The sequence below is a fragment of the Streptomyces sp. Y20 genome, assembly GCF_043195475.1.
Lineage (GTDB): Bacteria > Actinomycetota > Actinomycetes > Streptomycetales > Streptomycetaceae > Streptomyces.
Genome location: NZ_JBIDDP010000001.1, coordinates 31,171 through 53,405 on the forward strand (window position 1 = coordinate 31,171; position 22,235 = coordinate 53,405).

A 22,235-nucleotide genomic window follows, 5' to 3' on the forward strand; every position below is an offset into this window, starting at 1 on the left:
GCCGCCGCACGGGCTGTCTTTTCCCGTGCGGCGGCGTCCGCCGACGGACCGCGCGCGACCGCGCCGTTCACCCTTGAGGGCCAATCTCGCGGCCGGCTCGGGGCCCGGGCGCATGACCGGCCCGCCGTCGGTGAGATATCGGACATGGACGAACCTGCATGGGGCGGCCCGCTTCCGGCGCCGCGCCACCCGGCCGTGTACGACGTAGTGTTCAGGGCGGACTTCACCTCGGCGGCGCAGTGGGTCGCGGGCCGCTCGTGGGCCTATCCGGGCGGAGGCCCGGTCAATCCGGGCGACGACAAACTGGACTACCTGGTGCCCGATGCCGGCTACAGCCGCTCGGGCGTCTTCCGGGCCGCCCGTCGGCCGGACGGGAAATGGAACACGGGTCTGCTCACCACCGAGGGCAGCGAGGAGGGGTTCACCGTCCGGCCGGGGGACGTGCTGAAGGCCCGCGTACGGCTGCCGGAGGAGATCGGCGCCTGGCCGGCCATCTGGACGTGGCGGGACGGAGACCAGGAGATCGACGTCTTCGAGTACCACCCGGACAACCCGGACCTGCTGGAACTCACCAACCACGTGCACGGCGCCAACCGTTACCTCCGGGACGACGCCGTCCGCCCCGGCGCCTGGATCGAGCTGCGCACCGAGTTCGGGCCCCGCTCCGTGGTCTGGTGGCTGAACGGCGCGCGGGTCTTCTCGGACGGACGGGGCGTGGGACACCACTGGTACGCCTACCTCATCGTCAACCTCTCGGTGTGCGGGGGGCGTTACCACCCCCCGCCCGAACCGGGGACGACCGAGATGTCGTACGAGGTGGCCGACCTCGTCGTACTGCGCCCCTCCGCGGGCGGCACCGGCCACGGCGCGGCAGCCGCAGCCGGGCACCCCGGGACGGCGTCCGCGGCGGGAGGCGGCGAGCAGCGACCGGCCGGGCCGTGAAGCGCGCCGCAGGCCCGTGAACCGCGCCGCCAGGTCCTCCTGCCGCGCGGCCGGCCCGGTGGCCCGCGGACGCCGTCGGGGCTCGGCGGATCAGCCGTGGGAGACCGTCAGCCCGTAGAAGGCGACCCGTGCCCCCTTCGTGGTGCTGTCCGAGGACGACTGGTTGTACGAGCCGGCCTTGAAGTACTGCTTGTACGGCTTGAAGGACGACGGGATGGCGTAGTGGGTGGTGCTGCCGTTGACGGTCAGGTCGATGGTGTTGCCGCCGGAGACGGCGATCGTGTAGGTCCAGGTCTTGCCGGTCGCCACGTGCCCCACGGTGTGCGGTGTCTGGCCGCCGGACGGGGAGTCCTCGGTGCCGAGGACGATGTCGCCGCCGGCGTGGTAGTACAGCTCGACCAGCGGCTTGGTGGACGAGCCTCCGGTGCCGAGGTGAATCTGGCCCACGCAGACGTTGGACGTCACCGACACCACGCGGAGTGTGGCGCTCATCCGGTGGGAGCCGCTCAGTGACCAGTCGGCGGCGCTGCCGTCGTGGTTCATCTCGCGCAGTTCGGAACGGGCGTAGTGGGAGTTCGGGGTCGTTACCCCCTTCTCCGGTGCCCAGAAGGTCATCGCACCGTCGCGCGTGTCCGTGTAGAAGTACGCGTCCTGGTAGCCGTCGGGCCCCTGGAGCCGGGAGGAGGGGATGGTGGTCGGCGATCCCGGGGAGCCGACCGGTTCCTGGAGCTGCCAGACGGACAGGTCGAAGTTGCCGCCGGGCGCGACGTGCGGATCCGCGGCGTCCGCGCTGCCGTTGCCGAGCGCTGCCAGTGTGCCGACGAGACCCGCGACGGTCATCGTCGCGAGGAGCCTGGAACGGGTCATGTGGGGTGAACCTCCCGGATACGGCGGTGGGTGGATCATGACGGTCGTTCAGCCGGTTGAACGTTGATCGCGTACTTAGATGATTCGTGGATGCGTGAACTTAAAGGTCTGAACCAAACGCGTCAAGAGGTGATGCAGGAATCCGCTGCGTCGGTCCGCCGCGACTCGCTGCGACGCCGGGGGGGGCCGGCGCACGTCCGTGCGAGTCCGCGGATCCGCGGATCCGCAGGCGCGCCCGTTGCGCTGATGCGCCGTAAAGGGGCACCGGCGTTGTGCCGCGTCACAAGGCGGGCCGCGCCGGCTTCCCGAGAAGACGCGGGCGGCGGCGCCGTCGGACCGAGTTGGTCAAGGCGATGGACCTGGCCCGCCATCGAGAAGCAGGCCACGCTGAAGCCGCCGCCACCCTCGCCGGCGGCCGTCACGGGTCTACGGGACCGCCGCCTCACTCGACCCGCCACCCGCCGCAGGGCTGAGCTGAAGCACTTCCACGAGGCGGCTCACAGGCTCCGCGCAAGGGAGCGCGACACGCACGCCACCCCGCACTTCGTCAGCTCCATGTGGGTGAGTCGGGTATGGGCGAGTTGCTCCTCGATCCGATGCCTTCGAGCCTGGTCGGCGTTCCGGCTGGATCGAACGAGTGGTGGAAGGTGAAGGCGTGCGGTGCGTAGCCGTGGTCGTGGAGATGTTCCAGCCTGGTGACCCCGTCCTGCCAGGCGGGTATCGCGCCGTCGGCGACCCACCAGAACACGTGATTCGGGTGTCCCGTCCTCCTCGAGGGAGCGAGGTGGCGAGGTGGCGAGGTGGCGAGGTGGTAGAGCGTTGCCTGGGCAAGGCCGCCCGCCACGCAGGCCCACGACACACGTCAGCCCAGCCCCACGCTGACCCGAGCAATGGGGAGGGGCGGGATCCGGTGGCCTTCCCGACCGACGAACAACGCCGCGACCACGGCACGTTCACCGCCATAGGCCGTCGACCGGTTCATCGGGCTCCGGCTCGTCCCCTCTCCCCCGGGCCCCCTGACACCCCGTCCCGTCCGGTCTGCCGGCGGTGTGGCGCGGCGGCCGTCACGGGCCGCCGCGCCCCGCGCTGTCAGGCGGCCCGCCACAGGGCCGGGACCGCAGGGGGCTCCCAGCCGGGCTGGGCCGTGTGCGGCTGGAGGCAGGTGTAGGCGCGGCCCGCGTAGGTGACCTGGTCCCCCGCCCGGTAGGTGGCGCCCACCGCCCAGGTGCCGCCCGACGGCGGGGGGTCCGTCGGGGTGGGGCCCGGGCCGGGATCCTGCGGGACGTCGAGGACCAGGTCGAACGCCGCCTCCCGGCCGCCACCCGCGTCCCGCACGGTCATCAGCAGCCGCGCGTCGAAGATCGTGTCGGTGCTGTTGCGCGGCTCGTTAGGGAAGTACAGCTGGGTGGTCAGGATCGGCCGGCCGGGTGCCTGCACCTTGACGTGGAGGTGCCGGGTGCGGCCCGGGTAGAGCCCCGGCACGATCGTGGTGAGCGCGAACGAGCCCCGGGAATCGGAGTACTGGTGCCCCCGCAGCCGGAACCCGGTGTTGTCGTACGCGCCGTTGGTGTCGGCCTGCCAGAAGTCAAGCAGGACGCCGGTCAGGGGGCGGCAGGCCCGGCCGAAGACGTAGCCCGTCACGGTGAGGGGCGTTCCCGGCATGCCCGGTTCCAGGAGGCTGGTGCGCTCCGGCGAGCGGGGTTTGAAGTAGGGGCCCTCTATCTGTTCCGGGGTGGGGTCGTCGCCGTCGTCGCACGGCGGGGTGAGGCCGGGTGCCGTGCCGCCCGCGTTCAGGGTACGGGCGAGGGCCGGGCCGCCCATCAGGGCGACGGGGATCGCCGCGGTGGCCGCGAGCGCCGCGCGCAGCACCGTCTTGCGGCCGACGAGCCGGGACGAAGGCGTCCCGTCCGCCGTGCCCGGGTCGTTCGCACCCACGTCGTCCAGGTGCGCTCCGTCCGTTCCTGCTCCGTCCGTGCCTGACGCATCCGTGCGCGCTCCGTCCATGGCTGCTCCTCCTGTGGGGGGCCGGGATCGGCAACGAACCTAGGCGCGCGCCGACGGGGCTTCGAGGGACTGGTGAGGGCGGCTGTGGTGTTTTCGGAAGTCGCCGGGGCTGCTGCCGGTCTCCCGCCGGAAGAACCGGCTGAAGTAGGCGGGGTCGGCGAATCCGGTGCGGGCGGCGACCTGACGTACCGATAACTGCGTGTGAACCAGCAGCCGTTGCGCCTGATATGCGCGCGCCTCGATCAGCAGCCGCCCGGGCGGCCGGCCGGTGGCGGTCCGCACCGCCTGCGTGAGGTAGCCGGGCGTCACGCCCAGCCGGCCGGCACACTCCCGTACGGACCACCCCGCCGCCTCGGGACGGCTGAGCAGCCGGGTGAACGCCTCGGCCACGGCGGCCGGCCGTCCCCCGGCCTCCGGTTCTCGGCCGTCACCGGCGCGGCCCGGCAGCCGTGCGGCGCGCACGAGGAGCACGTGAAGCAGGGAGCGCAGCACGCTCTCGTGTCCGGGGGCCCGCTGCCGGTGTTCCGTGACGAGTTCGGCCATCAGGCGCCCGACGGAGCGGTCGTGCTCGGCGTCCAGGGCGAACCAGCACTGCCGGCCGAGTCTCCGCAGTATCTGGCGGTCGCGGGGATGGTCCACCAGGAAGTCGTCGGTGAACAGCACGAGCGTCCCCTCCGGCCCCCGGCCGCCCTCCCAGTGGTGCACCTGGCCGGGCAGGACGACCACGAGGTGCGGGGGCCGTACCGGCCAGCGGACGAGGTCGACGACATGAGTGCCGGATCCGGCGCTCACATGGACGATCTCGTAGAAGGTGTGCCGGTGCGGCCGGTCCCAGCGGGACAGCGGGCCGACCGCCTCGAAGGTGCCGGCGGCGAACGGTACGGCGGCCGGCCCGGTCACCTCCAGCCGGTGCAGGGGTACGTCCCCGGCCGAGGGCGGCAGGCCGGGGGCTCCCGGTAGGACGGTGGTGCTGCGCATCGGCCGTGGTCCCCTCTGTGGACGGTGTGGGTCACTCATCGGTACCCCATCGGCACCGGGTAGGTACAGACCAGTCGGGCCGGTGCGACGTGCCACGGGCGCGCAGACCGGAAAACGGTGCCGGGCCACCGTTCGGCCCGCACCCTGGTCCGTACCAGCCTCTTGCCCCCCGGTCGCCCGCGCCGCAAGCTCCCTCCATGGAGGGGGAGTCGCGGCACCTCAGGACCATCCGGGCCGTCGCGGACGCGGGCAGCCCCACCCGGGCGGGGGCGGCCCTCGGGCCGTGCAGCCCGCGCTCAGCGCGCAGCTCAGGCGCATCCAACGGGTCCTGGCCGGCGCGCTGTTCGAGCGCGGGCAGTACGGGGTGCGGGCCACCGCCATCGGTGATGGCGCCCACCTGGAACCACATCACCGCCCACCTGTACGGGCGGCTGGTCGTGCACGACGACCCCGCCTGGCCGGCCGCGCCGCTGCGCCGGCTCACCGACCGGCACGAGGCCGCCTGAGCCGCCCGTCTTCGCCGCGTGGTTGGCGGAGGCGGGCGGTCAGTCCGTGGCGCCGTCGGGGCGCAGGAGCAGGTCGAGGAGGCCGGGGAAACGTGCGTCGAACTCCGCGCGGCGCAGCCGGTTGACCCGCCGGGGCCCCTCGTCCCGCTGCTCGACCAGTCCGGCACCGCGCAGGACGGAGAAGTGGTGGCTGAGCGCCGCCTTGCCGACCGGCACGTCGAAACTGCCGCAGCTGCGCGTCCAGTCGGCACAGGACGCCAGTTCCCGGATCAGCTGGATGCGCACGGGATCGGCGAGGGCGGACAAAGCGGTCAGGACCGGGACCCGCGCGGGGTCCGTGTGGACCGGCGCCGCTCGGTGGCCGCCGGTCTCGGCCTGCTTCGGCATGGGCTGAGCCTCCCCCTGTCCGTCCTCGCCGGGACACCGCGACGCGTGCCGGGCGCTTGCCGAGTGTTCGATCGTCATCTTACAGTCAGCGGTGTTCGCTTCCCGTTGAACACTCTCGGAAGGGCGCGTGCTGCTGATGCGTGCGGTCGAGTTCCACGAGTACGGCGGTCCCGAGGTGCTGGAGGTCGTCGAGGCCGACGTGCCCGAGCCGGGACCGGGGCAGGTGACCATCGACGCCATCTGCACAGGGGTGAACTTCGCCGACCTCAAGGCGCGCGCCCAGGGGTACCGCGTGGACCGGCTCCCCTTCCGTCCCGGCCTGGAGGTCTCAGGGCGGATCCGGGCCGTCGGCGCGGGCGTGACGGACCTGCGTGCGGGGCAGGACGTCGTCGCGCTCGTCGACAGCGGTGCCTACGCCGAGGTGGTGGCCGCAGGCGCCGCCACCGTCTTCCCGCTCCCGGACGGCCTGGACCTCCCCACCGCCGCCGCGCTGCCCACGGTCCTGCCGACGGCGCACGCCCTGCTCCACGAGGTGGGGCGGCTGCGGGCGGGCGAGACCGTCCTCGTGCACGGCGCGGCCGGCGGTGTCGGCACGGCGGCCGGGCAGCTGGCCCGGGCGGCGGGCGCGGGGGCCGTCTACGGCGTGGTCTCCTCGCCCGACAAGGCGGCACACGCCCTGGGACACGGCTACGACGAGGTGTTCGCCACCGGCACCTTCGCCGCCGACGTCCACCGGGCCACCGGCGGCAGGGGCGTCGACCTGGTGCTCGACCCGGTCGGCGGGGACACGCTGCGCCAAGGCCTCGGCGCGCTGGCCGTCTTCGGACGGCTGGTGTCCTTCGGCAACGCGAGCGGGGAGGAACCGTGGCGCGTCGGGCAGCCCGAGCTGTATCCGCAGGGCCGGTCCGTCGCGGGCTTCTCCGTCCTGGATCTCGCCCGGACGGCACCCGACGCCCTCCGCTCGCTCGCCGAGCGTGCCTTCCGTACGGTCACCGACGGCACCGTGCGCCTGCCGGTGACCGCCGAGTTCCCGCTGTCGGACGCGGCCGGGGCGCACCGGCTGCTGGGCGGGCGCACCTCGACGGGCAAGCTGCTGCTGCGGACGGCCGGCTGACATGCGCCAGCACGGTGCTGTGCACACGTACGCGGCGATCCTCGGCCGGGTGCCCGCGCCCGGGCTGGTGCTGGGCGGCGTGTGCGGCATCCAGTTCGGCGCGGCCTTCGCACCGCGGATCTACCCCCAGGCCGGCGCCGCGGGCGTGGTGTTCCTCCGGCTGCTGATCGCGGGTGCCCTGCTGTGCGGGGTGTGGCGTCCCCGGTGGCGGACCCTGGCCGCGGTCCGCGGCGCGGGGTGGACCGTGGCCGGTGCGGGCGCCCTGCTGGCGGGGCACCACCTCGCGTTCTACGAAGCGGTGCGGCACCTTCCGCTGGGGGCCGTGGCCACCATCGAGTTCCTCGGCCCGTTCGCCATCGCGCTCGCCGGCTCCCGCCGACCGGTCGATCTGCTGCCCGCGTGCGTGGCGGCCGGCGGGGTCCTCCTGCTGGGCGGGGGCGGCGTGCCCCTGGCGCCGGCCGGGCTGGCTCTGGCCGCGGTGGCGGCGTGCTGCTGGGCCGGGTACATCCTCGTCTCGGCCCGCATGGCTCAGCGCGTGCGCGGTGGCCAGGGGCTGGCACTCGCGGTGCTGGGCGCCGCGCTGCTGAGCGCGCCGTACGGTGTCGCGCAGGCCGGCACCGCCCTGCTGGATCCGCACGTGCTGTGGGTGGCCGCCGTGGTGGCGGTGGCCTCCAGTGTGCTGCCGTACTCGCTCAACCTGGAGGCACTGCGCCGTGTCCCGCCGCGCGTCTTCGGCGTGCTGACGAGCCTGGAGCCGGCCGCCGGTGCCCTGTTCGGCCTGCTGATGCTCGGGCAGCGGCTGGCCTGGGCGCAGTGGCTCAGGATCACCGCGGTCGCCTGCGCCTCCGTCACCGCCACGCTCCTGGGAGGCCGCCGCGGCACCCGGCGCACGGCGGGCGGCGCGCGGACGAGCCTGCCGCCCACGCGGCCGCCGCGCGCGCCCCGGGGCCCTGAGGCCCCCGCGGCGGCTCCCCGGGCGGACAACCCACCGCCGTCACCTGCGCCGGAAGCACACACGAGCCGCTCCCGCTGCCGCCGGCACCGGCCTAGCCGCGACGGCAACCCCGGCGCACAGCCCTCAGGCGGACGGCCGGCCGTCGGGGCCGAAGCTGGCGAAATAGGCGGCGGCCATGTCCTCAGCGCCGTGCCCCTGCGCCGCGGCACGCTCCAGGCGCTCCGCGCTCGCGGCGGCCACGTCCAGGCGCACGCCCTCGCGTGCGCCCGCCTCGACGATGAGCCGGGCGTCCTTGGCGGCGGTGTCCACCGCGAACTGGGCCGGGGACAGCTGGCCGTCGAGGATCAGCCCGGACTTGACGCGCAGGTACGCCATGTCGAGCGGGCCGCCGTCGATGGCGTCGAAGAAGCTCTGCGGGTTCACACCGAGCGCCTGTGCCAGGGCCATGGCCTCGCCGGCCGCGGCGGTGGCCGCGATGACCCAGCTGTTGGCGACCAGCTTCAGCCGTGTCGCACTGCCTGCCGCACCGTCCTCGCCGGTCCACACGGTGCGGGAACCCACCGCGTCGAACACCGGGGTCACGGCGTCGCGGTGCTCGCTCGGCCCCGCGGCGAGGACGAGCAGCCGGCCGGCCTCGGCGGGCTCGCGGGTGCCCAGTACGGGCGCGTCGAAGAAGACGAGGCCGTGTTCGTGCGCGAAGGCGGCCAGTTCGCCGATGGCCTCGGTCCCGGCGGTGGTGGACTGTGCCCACAGGGTGCCGGGGCGCAGTGCGGGGGCGGCCTCGCGCAGCACGTCCAGGACGGCGCGGCCGTCGTACAGCATGGTAAGGACGGCGTCGGCGCCCTCGACGGCCTCGGCCGGTGTGCCGGCGACGTGCGCGCCGTCGGCGGCCAGGGGTTCGGCCTTGGCGCGCGTTCGGTTCCAGGCCCGGACGGTGTGCCCGGCCCGGACGAGGTTGCGGGCCATCGCGGCGCCCATGATGCCGGTGCCCAGGACGCTCACGGTGAGCTTGGCGGACATGTCGTCACCTTCCTGATGGTTGCTTGCGGGGCGTGTCGGGGGCCGGGCGGGACGCCCGGATGGCGCGGCTTCCGGGCCGGCCGGAGCCCGGTACGGACCGTTCAGGCGCTCGGTCCGGACGGGCGGCGCGGACGGAGCCGCCCGGCCGCGTCCGGTCGCCGTAGAACACCGGCCACGTCCGGTCGCCGTGGAACACCGGCTTCGGCGTCTGCCGGACCCGCTCCGGCGCCGCCCGGCCGATCCCTGTCTCCCGGCTGAGGATACGGACCCGGCCGCCGGGCGGCTCCTCCACGCCCCGCCGCCTCCCGCATGCGCCGGCGGCCGGATCCGTGCATCGTGGCTGCACCGGCGGTGCGCTGCCGGGCAACGGTCCCGCGCCCGGCGGTCCTACGGTGGCGAGGCACCCCCGAACCGAGGAGAACGTCGATGTCCGATGCCATAACGCCGGTGACTCCTGTGCTGGAACCCGCCGCGGCCGAGTTCGTGGCGGCGACCGCCCGGCCGCCCTACCTGTTCGACCTCGGCCCCGTCGAGGGCCGCAAGGCGGTCGACGAGGTGCAGTCCGGCGACATCGCCAAGCCGGACGTCGACGAGGAGTGGATCACCGTCCCGGGCGGCCCCACGGGCAGTGTCCGCACCCGGATCGTCAAGCCGGCCGGCACCGAGGGCACCCTGCCGGTGATCCTCTACATCCACGGCGCCGGCTGGGTGTTCGGCAACGCCCACACCCACGACCGCCTGGTACGCGAACTCGCCGTCGGCGCACAGGCCGCCGTCGTCTTCCCCGAGTACGACCTCTCCCCCGAGGCCCGCTACCCCGTCGCCATCGAGCAGAACTACACCGTCGCCCGGTGGATCGTCGAGGAGGGCGGCACCAAGGGCCTGGACGCCGCACGCCTCGCCGTGGTCGGCGACTCGGTCGGCGGCAACATGACCGCGGCGCTGACCCTGATGGCCAAGGAACGCGGAAACGTATCCCTGGTCCAGCAGGTGCTGTTCTACCCCGTCACCGACGCGAACTTCGACACCGGCTCCTACCACCAGTTCGCCACCGGCTACTTCCTGCGCCGCGACGGCATGCAGTGGTTCTGGGACCAATACACCACCGACGAGGCCGAACGCGCCCAGATCACCGCCTCCCCGCTGCGCGCCACCACCGAGCAGCTCACCGGACTTCCCCCGGCCCTCGTCATCACCGGCGAGGCCGACGTCCTGCGCGACGAGGGCGAGGCGTACGCCAACAAGCTGCGCGAGGCCGGCGTCCCGGTCACCGCCGTACGCTTCCAGGGCATCATCCACGACTTCGTGATGCTCAACGCCCTGCGCGGCACCCACGCCGCCACGGCCGCCATCGACCTGGCCGTCCGCACCCTGCGCACCGCGCTGCACACGGACTGAGCCAGGCGGGCGGCTCGGCGCCGGGCGCGTGTCACACCGGCTGGAGCCGGGTCCGCAGGAGGCAGAACTCGTTGCCCTCCGGGTCGGCGAGGACGTGCCAGCTCTCGGCGCCGGTCTGGCCCACGTCGGCGGGCCGGGCGCCGAGAGCGAGCAGCCTCTCCAGCTCGGCGTCCTGGTCGCGGTCGGTGGCGCTGACGTCGATGTGCAGCCGCAGCTTCCCCGCCCGCGGCTCGCTGCTGGGGCTGAGCACAAGGGTGGGCTGCGGGCCGCCGAAACCGGCGCCGGGCGGCCCGATCTCGATGCTTCCGTCGTCCTCCCGGCCGAGTTCGGCGTAGCCGAGCACCTCGCTCCAGAAGACGGCGAGCCGCTCCGGGTCGGCGGCTTCGATGACCAGCTCACTGATGCGGCATGCCATGCCCGTCAGTGTACGAAGAAGGCCGGACTCGGCGGGGTCGGGGTCACCGTCAGGAGATACGTCTCAGGTCTCGTCGAGGCGGCGTACGTCCTCCTCGTCCCACTTCCGGGTGTCGCGGGGCTGGGTGTAGGGCTCGGCCTGCGGCGGGAGGCCACCCGCGATGGCCCGCTGCCGCACGGTCTCCGCGTCGAACTCCAGGCCGAGCAGGATGGCCAGGTTGGTGAGCCACAGCCAGACCAGGAAGACGATGACACCGGCCATGGTGCCGTAGGTCTTGTTGTACGACGCGAAGTTGGCGACGTAGAACGCGAAGCCCACGGAGACGACCATCCAGATCAGCAGGGCGAGGACACTGCCCGGGGTGAGCCACTTGAAGCCCTTGACCTTGGCGTTGGGGGTCGCCCAGTACAAGATGGCGATCATCACGGTGACGAGCAGGACCAGCACCGGCCATTTCGCGATCGTCCAGACCGTCAGGGCCGTGTCGCCGATCCCGAGCGCCTGTCCGGCGCGGCGGGCCAGACCGCCGGTGAAGACCACGATGAGGGAGCTCGCCACGGCGAGCACCATCAGCACGACCGTCACGCCGACACGGACCGGGAGGATCTTCCAGACCGGACGGCCCTCGGGCATGTCGTAGACGGCGTTGGCGGAGCGGATGAAGGCGGCCACGTAGCCGGACGCCGACCACACGGCCAGCACGATGCCGAGCACGGCCACGAGCGAACCGGTGCCGGAGCCGTTCTGCAACTGCCGCACCGCCTGGGTGATGATGTCCCGGGCGGGTCCGGGGGTGAGATTCCTCAGGTTGGCCAGCACCTTGTCCGTGACGGACCTGCCGGCGACGGCCAGCAGCGAGACCAGCACGAGCAGCGCCGGGAACAGGGACAGGACCGCGTAGTAGGTGAGCGCCGCGGCCCGGTCGGTCAGCTCGTCGTCGCGGAACTCGCGCACGGCCCCCTTGAACACCGCGGCCCAGGCCCCCCGGGGAAGCTTCGCGGGATTGTCCGGGGCCCGCCGTTCGACGTCCTCGCCGGGACCGGCCTCCTCGGGCGCCGGAATCCGCGCCTCGGGAGTCCGGTCGCCGGAATGCCGGTCGTGTCGCCAGGGGAGATGCAGCTTTGCCATGAGCCCCGGGTAACCCCGCCGCGCGGCCTCAAGCACCCGGGACTCGCCCCAGCACCCGGAGACACGGCACGCCGTGGTCGGGCGGGGTCCCGGACGGTCAGCCCCTGCCTCCGCTGAGGTTCCCCCACAGGGGACCGATCTGCTTCCACTCCTCGTCCCACTCGGCCATGCGCCGCCGGATGAGACGGTTGCGGACCAACCGTCCCACGCCCCAGACGGCCGCCCCGGCCGACGGGGCGACGAGGGCTCCGGTGAGGGACGCCTGGAGGTCGGCCGCCGCACCGGTGACGGGCGCGGACACGATCCGGTCCGCCTGGTTCGTCCACACCGTGACGGGGGACCCGGCGGGGCGCCCCGGGAGGACCTTCGTCCGGTCGGTGTGCACCGAGCCGTCCGGATCGGTCCAGCGCACCGAGGACCAGACGCGTCCGTCGTCGTATCCGGTGCCGGCCGCCGGGGTCCTGGCCACGTCGTCGGTGAGCACCGCGGACACGGCGTGCAGCCGGGCCTGCCGCGCCGCGAACACCGACTCGGACGTCTGGGCCGCCGCCAGGCCGGCGAGGACGCCGGCGGCCAGCGCGAGCACCCAGGTGGCGAGGACGATCCAGGCTTCGACGACATCGCTGTGCCGCCGGAGCGGATTGCGCCGCCATCGCCACAGCCGCACCTGGGTGACCGTCGTGGGAGGTGTCTGTGTCATCGTCACCGCCTCCTGGCGCGCGGTCTCGCGGACCGGGCCCGAACCTCACGACACCATCGTGCACCCCGGCCGGGGCCGGGGCGCGTCCGCGCGGGGGAATCCGCACGGGCGGGACGATGTCTGACCCGGCCGGCACCCCAGGAGGGCGTGAGCGGGAGGTCGTCGGTGCAGGCGTTCGCGGGCTGGACGACGGGGCGGGCGTCCGTGACGTCGGGGCCCCCTCCGGGGTGCTCGTGTGAGGGTGCCCCGCGGGTGCCGGATGCCGGGTGGCGCGAGCCAGGTGTCGGCGGGGGCGTCCCGGTGCCGTACACGCGCACCGTGACGGTCTGCGAGTCGGCCGCGCGGCACGGGAGGACGACGCGGGTCGGGCACCGGCCATCGTCCTCGCCGGCCGGGGTGACGAAGCCCGTCAGCCGAAGGATGCCGGTGTCCGGCCGCCGGCAGGCGACAGGGGCCGCGCAGGTGCGCGTACGGCCGCGCAGGTGCGCGTACACGCCGCGCGGGGCCCGCCCGAACGCGCGTACCCGCCGCCGGGACATGACCGGGCGGCGCGGTGCGCCCGGCGGTGGCTCTTCTCACAATCCGGTGCGAAAGGGCCCCGGAGTGACGGCCACCACGTCGCCGGACGCCCGGAATGGCTACGTTCGTGACCCATGCCGTCCCTCCTCTCCCCCACCGCACGTGTCCGCACCGGCGCCCTCCTGGCCTCGGCGGCGGCCCTCCTGTCCGCCGGCCTCCTCCAGCCGGCGACGGCCGCCGCCGCGTCCTCCCCCGCCACGGGCACGGCGCACGCCACGGCCGCCGTCCTCGACCTGGACGGCACCGGCCGCACGCCCGTGATCCACGGCGAGGACAGGGCGTACGACACCGCCAGCATCGTCAAGGTCGACATCCTCGCGGCGCTGCTGCTCCAGGCGCAGGACGCGGGACGGGAGCTCACCGCGCGGGAGCGGGCACTGGCCGAGCCGATGATCCGGCGCAGCGACAACGCGGCGGCCGGAACGCTGTGGCGGCAGATCGGCCGGGCCTCCGGGCTGGCGGCGGCCAACAGGCGGCTGGGGCTCACCGCCACGACGGGCGGCCCCGGAGCCAGGTGGGGGCTGACCCGGACGACCGCGAGCGACCAGGTACGGCTACTGCGGAACGTGTTCGACGCGGGCGGCCCGTCACCCACCGCGCTGGACGCGGACTCCCGCGCCTACGTCCGCACCCTGATGAGCCAGGTCCTGCCCGAGCAGTCCTGGGGCGTCTCCGCGGCCGGGGCCGAGGGCGCCGGGCGCATGCTGAAGAACGGCTGGCTGGAGCGCAACACGACCGGCCGGTGGGACGTCAACAGCGTCGGCGAGGTCTCCGTCGGGGGGCACCGGTATCTCGTCGCGGTCCTGACGGACGGCAGCGCGTCCATGAGCGACGGGGTGTCCCTGGTGGAACGGACCGCGCGCGCGGCCGTGGCCTGAGGGTCCCCGCGGCCGACGGGGGCCACCCACGCGAGTGGTTCGAACCGGTCCCCCGCGCCCTGTGACACGCCTGTGACAGGGGGTGGCCACCCCCAATGAAGTCCCGGAATCAATCCACCCGCGCCGCATCCGGGTCAAGCTCGGCATCACCGGCACGGCCCAGCTGACCCGCACGGCCGTCGCGATGGGCCTGTGACCGTCACGGGCCGGTGACCGCGCTGTGACCGTCATGCGCCGGTGACGGCACGCCGTGGCGCGAGCCGATCCGCGGGCCGTGGCGCGGCCCGGCGCTTTTCGGCCGGCGTGGAACGGGCACGCGGTCCGGGTACGACTTCCGGACCGGAGGAGCTGTACCACGATGGCCGAATACGAGCGTTCCCGCACGATGCCCGCGCAGCCCGAGCAGGTCTTCGACCAGGCCGCGAACGTCGCCCAGCTCGACGCCTGGCTCCCGGACCGCCTCCACGTGGATGCCGGGGACCCGCCCGCCGTGACCGTGCACGAGGACGGCACCGGCCAGGACACGCCCGCCCTGCTGCGCTCCCAGCCGGACCAGATGCGTCTGGAGTGGGGCACCCGCGGACAGGGCAGCTACACCGGCTGGCTCCAGGTGGCGGGCATCGGCAGCGGTGCCAGCGAGGTCACCGTGCACCTGTCCTTCTTCACCGGGGGCCACGACCCGGGCGAGCAGGCCGTGTACGAGGCCCTGGACGGCAGTCTGCGACGACTGGAGGAGCAGGTCCGGATACGGGTCGACAACCCGGCCGGCTGACACGGAGAAGCCGGTTCACCGGATCCGCCGCCCCTGACCACGCCCGTCAAGGAGCACGTCTTCGGGGGCCGTGCCCTCGCCGACCAGGTGGGCCGGTCGCCGTCCGGCCCGTGCACGGCCCCCTTTCGGCCCCTTTTCCCGTCCGCGGCTTCGCCGGGCACCGTGTCGCCGATGATGGGCAGGACGCAGCCCGGCGAGGGGAGGGAGACGGCCGTGGGGTGGACGACCGAGGAGTTCGGGGAGTCGCACGAGGGCATCGTGGGTGCCGTCCTGGCCGACGGCAGCGAACCGAAGCCCGCCTGTTTCGACATCGGCAGCGGCGCCGAGATGTACGCGACCAGTGAGTGGTGGGCGTACGACGGCGCCATGACCCGGCCGAAGGCGGCGGCGTTTCGGGCCTCGTGCAGCTGCGGCTGGCGCGGCCCGAGCGTGCCGGTCCGGTGGGAGGAACTGGCCGAGGACGGTCTGGAGGACCTGGACGTCTCGCGTGCGCGCCGGGACTGGAGCGAGCACATCCATGCGGTCGAGCGGCAGACGGTGCCGCTGCCGGAGGAGCTGGCCCAGCTGCTGAACGCCGTGGAGGACAGGCTGTTCGCGCTGGCCGAGGACGCTCCGGCCGCCGCCCTGCGGGCCGTCGCAGCGCTGGACCGGCTGACCCGGCGCGCCGGCCGGGAGGCGGCCTGCGTGATCGAGGACGATCCCGATCGGGGGTGGGAGTCCCTCGGCAGGGCTCTGGGCGTCGGCGCGGACCGGGCGCAGTCCCTCGTCACCCACTATCTGCTGCTCCGCTGAACCAGTCCTTCGTCCCTGCCGCGCCTCTGCCGCTTGTCCGTGCCGCGCCCCTGCCGCTTGTCCGTGCCGCGCCCCTGCCGCGCCGACGAGGTTCCGCTCACTCGCCGCCGTGCGGCGGTCACGATGCATGTCCTCCCCTGTCCGGCGCAATGGCGGTGCGCCTGAGAGGCGGGCGGGCGCGCCGGGTGTGACCGTGGGGGGAACCGCGGACGCTCCGGTGAGGAGAGGGTATGGCCAACAGGGTCGGCGAGAGCTGTGAGCAGCTGAGTGCCGTGGCGGACGCCGTGCTCTACGAGGGATATCTGCTCTATCCCTATCGCCGGTCCTCGGCGAAGAACCGGGTCCGCTGGCAGTTCGGGGTGCTGCTGCCCCGCAACTGGGTGGAGCGGGACGGGCCGGTCACGCCGGGGATCTCCGGCTCCGCCGACTCCTGGTACCAGCAGACCGAGTGCCTGCTGCGGGTCCACGGCGACGACGCGGCCGTACGGGTGCGGGTGCGCTACCTCCAGATGCAGCACAAGCAGGTGGAGGCCGCCGACGGCGACGGGCGGCACCGCCCGGTCGAGTCGCTGCGGACGGCCGACGGCGTGACCTGTCTGTCGTTCGAGGAGGCGGTGCCCCGCGAGACGGAGCTGGTGCTGCCGCTGGCGGAGCTGCTGCGCGGCGGCCGGACCGTGCCCGTGGGTGCGCCGGCCGGGGCGGAGTACGAGCCGTTGCCGTCGGGAGCCGGACGGACGGTGCGGCGGCGCCGGGAGGTGCGGGCCGTGACGACGGTCGCGGCCGAACCGCTCGGGCCGGGGCTGTACCGGCTGCGGGTGCGCACCGAGAACACCGGCGACGCCACGGATCCGCAGGCCCTGCGGGGCGCGGTGCTGGGGCAGGCGCTGCTCGCCACCCACACGCTCCTCGCCGGGGAGGCGGTGGAGTTCGTGTCGCTGATCGATCCGCCCGCCGCGCTCGCGGCGCACGTGGCCGGCTGCCGTAACGCGTTCACGTTCCCCGTGCTCGGCGGCGCGCCGCCGGCGTCCGAGGACGGCGACGGTGCGACGGGCGCGTTCCTGCTCTCCGCGCCGATCATCCTCCCCGACCGTCCGCAGGTGGCGCCCGAGAGCCCGGGCGACCTGCACGACGCGGCGGAGATCGACGAGATCCTCACGCTGCGCACGATGCTGCTGACCGACGAGGAGAAGGCCGAGGCGCGGGCCACCGACCCACGCGCCGCCCGGATCGTGGACCGCGTGGAGACCATGCCCCAGGAGGTCTTCGCCCGGCTGCACGGCACCATCCGCTCCCTGGCCCCCGCGCAGGCACCGGACTCCGGGCGGCCCGCCTGGTGGCAGGAGCACGGCGACGACGGACTGTCCCCGACGACGGACACCGTGCCGGTGGGCGGGGTGCTGGTGGGCGGCGGCAGCCGGGTGCGGCTGCGCCCGCGCGGGCGGGGCGCCGACGCCCAGGACATGTTCCTCGAGGGGCGGACCGCGCAGGTCGCCGCGGTCTTCCACGACGTGGACGGCAGCGTCCACCTGGCCGTCACCGTGGACGACGATCCCGCCGCCGAACTGCACGGCTGGTACGGCCGGTTCCACTACTTCCGGCCCGAGGAGCTGGAGCCGCTCGGCACCGCCGGCGCACCGCACCCTCCCGGGCCGCCCCGGCCGCAGGCCCCACGGCCCGCGCGGCCCGCCGACCGGCCGGACAGGGGCTGGTCCGATGCCCGCACGTGAGACACCGGCGGGCGGCCCCCGGACGGCCGCCCCCGCAGAAACCCCCGTACCGACCCTCGCGGCCCCCTCGGCCGCGGCCCCGAACCCATTCCGCAACCGGCTGCAACGGAGGCCGCAGACATGACCACACAGAGCGGTACGACCGAAGTGCGTGGTGAACCCAGCAGGGCCGAGGCGCGTGAGGGCTTCGACGAGATCACCATCCTGTGGATCTCGGAGGGGATGAGCTGCGACGGCGACACCGTGTCGCTGACCGCGGCGGGGCAGCCGTCCATCGAGGACGTGGTGCTCGGGCTGATCCCGGGCCTGCCGAAGGTGAACCTCGTCAACAAGGTCCTCTCGCCCAGCCTGGGCGGGGAGGACTTCCTTGCCCCTTACCGGGCGGCGGCCCGCGGCGAGCTGGCACCGTTCATCCTCGTCATCGAGGGCTCCATCCCGAACCAGAACATCATCGAGGGCGAGGGCTACTGGACGTCGTTCGGCAACGACCCGGACACCGGTCAGCCGCAGACGCTGAACTGGTGGATCGACCAACTGGCGCCCAAGGCCTGGGCGGTGGTCGCCGCCGGTACCTGTGCGACGTTCGGCGGCATCCACGCCATGGCCGGCAACCCGACCGGCTGCATGGGGCTCGCGGACTACCTGGGCTGGGACTTCAAGGCACTGTCGGGCCTGCCGATCGTCAACGTGCCCGGCTGTCCGATCCAGCCGGAGAACTTCATGGAGACCCTGATCTGGACGCTCCAGCACGCGGCCGGTGCCGCTCCCCCGCCGCCGCTGGACCACATGCTGCGACCACAGTGGCTGTTCGGCAAGACCGTGCACGAGGGCTGCGACCGGGCCGCGTACTACGAGCAGGCCGACTTCTCCAGGGACTACAACTCCCCCAAGTGCCAGGTGAAGATCGGCTGCTGGGGCCCGGTCGTCAACTGCAACGTGCCCAAGCGCGGCTGGATGGGCGGCCTCGGCGGCTGCCCCAACGTCGGCGGCATCTGCATCGGCTGCACCATGCCGGGCTTCCCCGACGCCTTCATGCCGTTCATGGACGAACCCCCGGGCGGCGCCCTGTCGTCGATGGTCATCAAGCCGTACGGGGCGGTCATCCGCCGACTGCGCGGCCTGACCAACGACATGGTGAACCACGAGCCCAGGTGGCGTCACAACAAGCAGAAACTGACCAGCGGTTACGACCCGTACTGGCGCGCGTGACCCGGCCGGCCGCCGCATCCGTCCCGCAGTCCGTCACCTATCCGCCGCACCCGAACAGCGAGGGGCACCACCGCAGATGACCACCACCGAGTCCCGGCCCACAGGACGCAAACCCGCCCAGATCGTGGACATGTCCTGGGATCCGATCACCCGGATCATCGGCAACCTGGGGATCTACACGAAGATCGACTTCGCCAACCGGGAAGTCGTGGAGTGCCACAGCACCTCGTCGCTGTTCCGCGGCTACTCGGTGTTCATGAAGGGCAAGGACCCCCGTGACGCCGGCTTCATCACCTCGCGGATCTGCGGCATCTGCGGCGACAACCACACCACCTGCTCCAACTACGCCCAGCAGATGGCGTACGGCGTGAAGCCGCCCAAGCTGGCCGAGCACATCACCAACCTGGGCGAGGCCGCGGAGTACATCTTCGACCACACGATCTTCCAGGACAACCTGGTCTTCGTGGACTTCTGCGAGGCTATGGTCAAGGCCACCAACCCCGGTGTCCTGGCCCGCGCCGAGCGCACCGACGCGCCCCGCGGGGACATCCACGGCTACCGGACCATCGCCGACATCATGAAGGCCTTCAACCCCTTCGAGGGCGAGGTCTACAAGGAGGCGCTGAAGGTCAGCCGGATCACCCGGGAGATGTTCTGCCTGATGGAGGGCCGCCACGTGCATCCCTCCACGCTGTACCCGGGCGGGGTCGGCACGATGCCGCAGCCGAACACCTTCACCGACTACCTCAGCCGGCTGATGCACGTCATCGACTTCATCAAGAAGGCCGTGGCGATGAACGACGACGTCTTCGACTTCTTCTACGAGGCCCTGCCCGGCTACGAGGAGGTCGGCAGACGCCGCATCATGCTCGGCTGCTGGGGTGCCTTCCAGAACCCGGACGTCGTCGACTACCGCTACGCGACGATGAACGAGTGGGGCCGGGCGATGTACGTCACCCCGGGCATCATCGTGGACGGCGAACTCGTCACCAACAACCTGGTCGACATCAACCTCGGCCTGCGCATCATGCTGGGCAGCTCGTTCTACGAGGACTGGGTCAACGAGGAGCCCTTCGTCACCCACGACCCGCTCGGCAACCCCGTCGACATGCGCCATCCGTGGAACCAGACCACGGTCCCGGTGCCGCAGAAGCGGGAGTTCGACGGCAACTACAGCTGGGTGATGAGCCCGCGCTGGTACCACCAGCGGACCGGCGAGCACCTCGCCCTGGACACCGGCGGCGGGCCCCTCGCCCGGCTCTGGTCGACCGCGCTGAGCGGCCTGGTCGACACCCCGTACGTCAAGGCGACCGGCGGCGGCATCCGCATCACCCTGCCCAAGGGCGAGAAGCTGCCGGAGACGACCCTGGAGTGGCGCATCCCGAAGTGGAGCAACACCCTGGAACGGGACCGCGCCCGGCCGTACTTCATCGCCTACGCCGCCGCCATGGCCCTCCAGTTCCTGGAGGAGGCGATGCAGATGCTCCGCAGCGGCGACACGAAGGTGTACGAGAACTTCGAGGTGCCGGACGAGGCCATCGGCTGCGGATTCCACGAGGCGGTGCGCGGGGTCCTCTCCCACCACCTGGTGATCCGCGACAAGAAGATCGCCAACTACCACCCGTACCCGCCGACCCCGTGGAACGCCAGCCCCCGCGACATCTACGGCACCCCCGGCCCCTACGAGGACGCCGTGCAGGGCCAGCCGATCTTCGAGGAGAACGGGCCCGACGACTTCAAGGGCGTCGACATCATGCGCACCGTGCGCAGCTTCGACCCCTGTCTGCCGTGCGGCGTGCACATGTACATGGGCAAGGGCAAGACCCTGACCACCGTGCACTCACCGACGTACGGAGCCGACCATGGCTGACACCGCGCGGCTCGCGGATCCGGCGGTGGAGGCGCGGCTCGCCCGCCTGGACGAGGTGCTGGCCGGGCTCGAGACCATGCCCGGCCCGGCGCTGGAGGCGGTGGCGCTGCTGACCGAGGTCTACGGCGAGGCCCTCGCCCGGGTGCTGGATCACGCGCAGGGGCCGCTGCGGGACCGGTTCGCCGAGGACGAACTGCTCGGGCACCTGCTGGTCCTGCACGGCATCCACCCCGAGCCGCCCGAGCGCCGGGCCGCCCGCGCGGTGGAGAAGCTGCGGCCGGCGGTGCGCGAGCGCGGCGGTGAGCTGGAGTGGGCCGGCCTGGAGGGCCAGGTGGCGCGGGTGCGGCTGAAGTCCGGTGGCGGTGGCTGCGGCTCCGGCTGCGGCAGCGGCAGCGGTGGCGGCTCCTCGGCCGTCACCGAGGCGGTCCGGGCGGCGGTGCTGGCCGTCGCCCCCGAGCTGACCTCGGTGGAGACGGTGGAGGCCGGTCCCGAGCGCGTCGCGGCCCCCGCGTTCGTGCCGCTGACCAGCATCCGACGCCGGTCCGTGGCCCAGGGGACGCCGTGAGCGTGGACGGAGCACTCGCGCGGGTGATCCGCTCCGCCGCCGACCGCGTGGAGCGGGCCGGGGCCGAGTCCTGCGAGCTGTGCGCCGCCCCGGTGGGCCCCGAACACGCCCACCTGTACGAGACCGGCCCCGGCGAGGTGCGGTGCGTGTGCCGTCCCTGCTCGGTGCTGTTCGCCGCCGAAGGGGCCGGCGAGGGCCGCTACCGGCTCGTGCCCCGGCGCCGGCTGCGGCTGCCGCCGGTCGACACGGCGGTGCTGGGCGTCCCGGTGGGGCTGGTGTTCTTCGTGCCGCGTTCCGACGGCACGGTCACCGCGCAGGGGCCGAGCCCGGCCGGGGCCATGCGCTGGGAGGTGGAAGCGGCGGCCTGGCAGCGGCTGGCGGCCGAGGTGCCGCAGCTCGCCACCGTGGTACCCGATGTCGAGGCGCTGCTGGTGAACAGCGTGCGCGGCCTGGACGAGCACTGGATCGTGCCGGTCGACGACTGCTTCCGGATGACGGCCGTGATCCGCCGCGAGTGGCGGGGCCTGTCCGGTGGCGGCCGGGTGTGGCCGGCCGTAGAACAGTTCTTCAAGGAGCTGACCGAGCGCTCGTAGGCACCCGAAAAGGAGATGGGACATGGGCAGCATCCGAGTGGGCCGCCCCCAGGCGAAGCCCGACACACCCACCCACGTGCGCGGACTGCACCAGGGCAACTGGGGCCCTTACCACCGTCAGACCGGACACCACGAGGACGGTACCTCCGACGCGCGCCGCTCCACCGGTATCCACTGGAAGCGGCACGACGCCCTGGTGAAGGAAATGCCGAACATCTCGCCGGGATGACACGGCGGGGACGAGAGAGAAGGGAAGGGACCGTCATGGACGTCCGCAGGCGAAGAGGGACCGCCCGCGCGGAGATGTCGGGACGCCGGCTGCTGCTGGTCCAGGCCGCGCTGGTCGGCGGCCTGGTCGCGGCGCTGGTCGTCAAGGAGTTCCCGGGTCTCGTGCGCGAGGTGCGGATCTACCGGATGGCCGGGGGCCCGCGCGCCCGCCACCGTTATCCGTGAGGGCGGCGTGCACGAGCTGTCGATCGCGACCGCGATCGTGGAGCGGGCCGGGGAGATCGCCCGGGCGGACGGCGCCGGCGGTGTCTCGTCGGTGACCGTCCGGGTCGGTGAACTGGCGGGGGTGGTGCCGGACGCGCTGCACTTCGCCTTCGAGGTGGCCCGTGACGGGACGGCCCTCGCGGCGGCCCGGCTCGTCGTCGAGCGGGTGCCCGCGCAGGCCTGGTGCGGGCAGTGCGCCGAGGAGTTCGCGGTCGGCATGCCGCCGTTCTTCTGGTGCCCGCGCTGCGACCGGCCGTCGCGGGAGCTGCGCAGCGGGCGCGAGCTGGAGATCACGGGGGTCGAAGCGGTGCCGGTCCCGCCCTGACGGCGGGGCCGGCACCGCC

The 22,235-nt window shown here is 73.3% G+C and carries 23 protein-coding genes and 2 pseudogenes; 16 read left to right on the forward strand and 9 right to left on the reverse strand.

Going from position 1 to position 22,235, the window contains the following annotated elements; translation table 11 throughout:
* Positions 1-144 precede the first annotated feature (144 nt).
* The gene (locus ACGFT1_RS00145) at positions 145-942 is read left to right on the forward strand and encodes a beta-glucanase (protein ID WP_373906742.1); all 798 of its coding nucleotides are present in this window, start codon (positions 145-147) and stop codon (positions 940-942) included.
* A gap of 90 nt (positions 943-1,032) precedes the next feature.
* Here the strand turns inward: ACGFT1_RS00145 and ACGFT1_RS00150 are convergent, their stop codons facing one another.
* From ACGFT1_RS00150 to ACGFT1_RS00165, 4 genes and pseudogenes are all read right to left on the reverse strand, one after another.
* A complete protein-coding gene (locus ACGFT1_RS00150) occupies positions 1,033-1,809 on the reverse strand; it encodes a polysaccharide lyase family 7 protein (RefSeq protein ID WP_373906743.1) in 777 nt (258 codons plus the stop codon).
* Positions 1,810-2,356: 547 nt separating this feature from the next.
* Positions 2,357-2,578, reverse strand: a pseudogene (locus ACGFT1_RS00155) (DUF3291 domain-containing protein); the annotation flags it as partial.
* A 320-nt stretch (positions 2,579-2,898) separates the two neighbouring features.
* Complete coding sequence (locus tag ACGFT1_RS00160; RefSeq protein ID WP_373906744.1) at positions 2,899-3,813, reverse strand: carbohydrate-binding protein; 915 nt, start codon at positions 3,811-3,813, stop codon at positions 2,899-2,901.
* Positions 3,814-3,852: 39 nt separating this feature from the next.
* Positions 3,853-4,791 (reverse strand): AraC family transcriptional regulator, encoded by a 939-nt coding sequence (locus ACGFT1_RS00165; protein ID WP_373906745.1) that lies wholly within the window; start codon positions 4,789-4,791, stop codon positions 3,853-3,855.
* A gap of 386 nt (positions 4,792-5,177) precedes the next feature.
* On the opposite strand from ACGFT1_RS00165, the gene ACGFT1_RS00170 reads away from it, so the two are divergent.
* Positions 5,178-5,297 (forward strand): FMN-binding negative transcriptional regulator, encoded by a 120-nt coding sequence (locus ACGFT1_RS00170; protein WP_373906746.1) that lies wholly within the window; start codon positions 5,178-5,180, stop codon positions 5,295-5,297.
* 39 nt (positions 5,298-5,336) lie between these two features.
* Here the strand turns inward: ACGFT1_RS00170 and ACGFT1_RS00175 are convergent, their stop codons facing one another.
* Positions 5,337-5,684, reverse strand: coding sequence for an ArsR/SmtB family transcription factor (locus ACGFT1_RS00175; protein WP_373906747.1), 348 nt, complete (start codon positions 5,682-5,684; stop codon positions 5,337-5,339).
* A gap of 136 nt (positions 5,685-5,820) precedes the next feature.
* Between ACGFT1_RS00175 and ACGFT1_RS00180 the strand changes: the two genes are divergently transcribed.
* Both ACGFT1_RS00180 and ACGFT1_RS00185 read left to right on the forward strand, forming a co-directional pair.
* Positions 5,821-6,798, forward strand: a complete 978-nt coding sequence (locus ACGFT1_RS00180; protein ID WP_373907622.1) for a zinc-binding alcohol dehydrogenase family protein — start codon at positions 5,821-5,823, stop codon at positions 6,796-6,798.
* Position 6,799: 1 nt separating this feature from the next.
* Positions 6,800-7,582: pseudogene (locus ACGFT1_RS00185) on the forward strand (DMT family transporter); the annotation flags it as partial.
* Positions 7,583-7,876: 294 nt separating this feature from the next.
* Here the strand turns inward: ACGFT1_RS00185 and ACGFT1_RS00190 are convergent.
* On the reverse strand, positions 7,877-8,773 hold the full coding sequence (locus ACGFT1_RS00190) for an NAD(P)-dependent oxidoreductase (protein ID WP_373906748.1): 897 nt from the start codon (positions 8,771-8,773) through the stop codon (positions 7,877-7,879).
* 426 nt (positions 8,774-9,199) lie between these two features.
* Between ACGFT1_RS00190 and ACGFT1_RS00195 the strand changes: the two genes are divergently transcribed.
* A complete protein-coding gene (locus ACGFT1_RS00195) occupies positions 9,200-10,171 on the forward strand; it encodes an alpha/beta hydrolase (protein ID WP_373906749.1) in 972 nt (323 codons plus the stop codon).
* A 31-nt stretch (positions 10,172-10,202) separates the two neighbouring features.
* Here the strand turns inward: ACGFT1_RS00195 and ACGFT1_RS00200 are convergent, their stop codons facing one another.
* The 3 genes from ACGFT1_RS00200 to ACGFT1_RS00210 form a co-directional block, all read right to left on the reverse strand.
* Entirely contained in the window at positions 10,203-10,586 is a 384-nt protein-coding gene (locus ACGFT1_RS00200; protein WP_373906750.1) for a VOC family protein, read from the reverse strand.
* 63 nt (positions 10,587-10,649) lie between these two features.
* The gene (locus tag ACGFT1_RS00205; protein ID WP_373906751.1) at positions 10,650-11,714 is read right to left on the reverse strand and encodes a YihY/virulence factor BrkB family protein; all 1,065 of its coding nucleotides are present in this window, start codon (positions 11,712-11,714) and stop codon (positions 10,650-10,652) included.
* Between the two features lie 97 nt (positions 11,715-11,811).
* Entirely contained in the window at positions 11,812-12,414 is a 603-nt protein-coding gene (locus ACGFT1_RS00210) for a hypothetical protein (RefSeq protein WP_373906752.1), read from the reverse strand.
* Between the two features lie 653 nt (positions 12,415-13,067).
* Here ACGFT1_RS00210 and ACGFT1_RS00215 point away from each other — a divergent pair.
* The 11 genes from ACGFT1_RS00215 (at position 13,068) to hypA (ending at position 22,216) form a co-directional block, all read left to right on the forward strand.
* Positions 13,068-13,871 (forward strand): serine hydrolase, encoded by an 804-nt coding sequence (locus ACGFT1_RS00215; RefSeq protein ID WP_373906753.1) that lies wholly within the window; start codon positions 13,068-13,070, stop codon positions 13,869-13,871.
* A 358-nt stretch (positions 13,872-14,229) separates the two neighbouring features.
* Positions 14,230-14,643, forward strand: a complete 414-nt coding sequence (locus ACGFT1_RS00220) for an SRPBCC family protein (RefSeq protein WP_373906754.1) — start codon at positions 14,230-14,232, stop codon at positions 14,641-14,643.
* Positions 14,644-14,856: 213 nt separating this feature from the next.
* Positions 14,857-15,435, forward strand: coding sequence for a hypothetical protein (locus ACGFT1_RS00225; RefSeq protein ID WP_373906755.1), 579 nt, complete (start codon positions 14,857-14,859; stop codon positions 15,433-15,435).
* A 230-nt stretch (positions 15,436-15,665) separates the two neighbouring features.
* Positions 15,666-17,162 (forward strand): hypothetical protein, encoded by a 1,497-nt coding sequence (locus ACGFT1_RS00230; RefSeq protein WP_373906756.1) that lies wholly within the window; start codon positions 15,666-15,668, stop codon positions 17,160-17,162.
* Positions 17,163-17,282: 120 nt separating this feature from the next.
* Complete coding sequence (locus ACGFT1_RS00235; protein ID WP_373906757.1) at positions 17,283-18,371, forward strand: hydrogenase expression protein HypE; 1,089 nt, start codon at positions 17,283-17,285, stop codon at positions 18,369-18,371.
* A 76-nt stretch (positions 18,372-18,447) separates the two neighbouring features.
* Complete coding sequence (locus ACGFT1_RS00240) at positions 18,448-20,241, forward strand: nickel-dependent hydrogenase large subunit (RefSeq protein ID WP_373906758.1); 1,794 nt, start codon at positions 18,448-18,450, stop codon at positions 20,239-20,241.
* Complete coding sequence (locus ACGFT1_RS00245; protein ID WP_373906759.1) at positions 20,234-20,806, forward strand: NifU family protein; 573 nt, start codon at positions 20,234-20,236, stop codon at positions 20,804-20,806. The genes ACGFT1_RS00240 and ACGFT1_RS00245 overlap by 8 nt, the downstream gene beginning before the upstream one ends.
* Positions 20,803-21,399 carry a DUF5947 family protein gene (locus tag ACGFT1_RS00250; protein WP_373906760.1) on the forward strand — a complete coding sequence of 199 codons (597 nt, stop codon included), beginning with the start codon at positions 20,803-20,805 and terminating at the stop codon, positions 21,397-21,399. The genes ACGFT1_RS00245 and ACGFT1_RS00250 overlap by 4 nt, the downstream gene beginning before the upstream one ends.
* A 22-nt stretch (positions 21,400-21,421) precedes the next feature.
* Entirely contained in the window at positions 21,422-21,628 is a 207-nt protein-coding gene (locus ACGFT1_RS00255) for a hypothetical protein (RefSeq protein WP_373906761.1), read from the forward strand.
* Positions 21,629-21,663: 35 nt separating this feature from the next.
* Positions 21,664-21,852 carry a hypothetical protein gene (locus tag ACGFT1_RS00260; protein ID WP_373906762.1) on the forward strand — a complete coding sequence of 63 codons (189 nt, stop codon included), beginning with the start codon at positions 21,664-21,666 and terminating at the stop codon, positions 21,850-21,852.
* 7 nt (positions 21,853-21,859) lie between these two features.
* A complete protein-coding gene (gene hypA / locus ACGFT1_RS00265) occupies positions 21,860-22,216 on the forward strand; it encodes a hydrogenase maturation nickel metallochaperone HypA (protein ID WP_373906763.1) in 357 nt (118 codons plus the stop codon).
* Positions 22,217-22,235 lie beyond the last annotated feature (19 nt).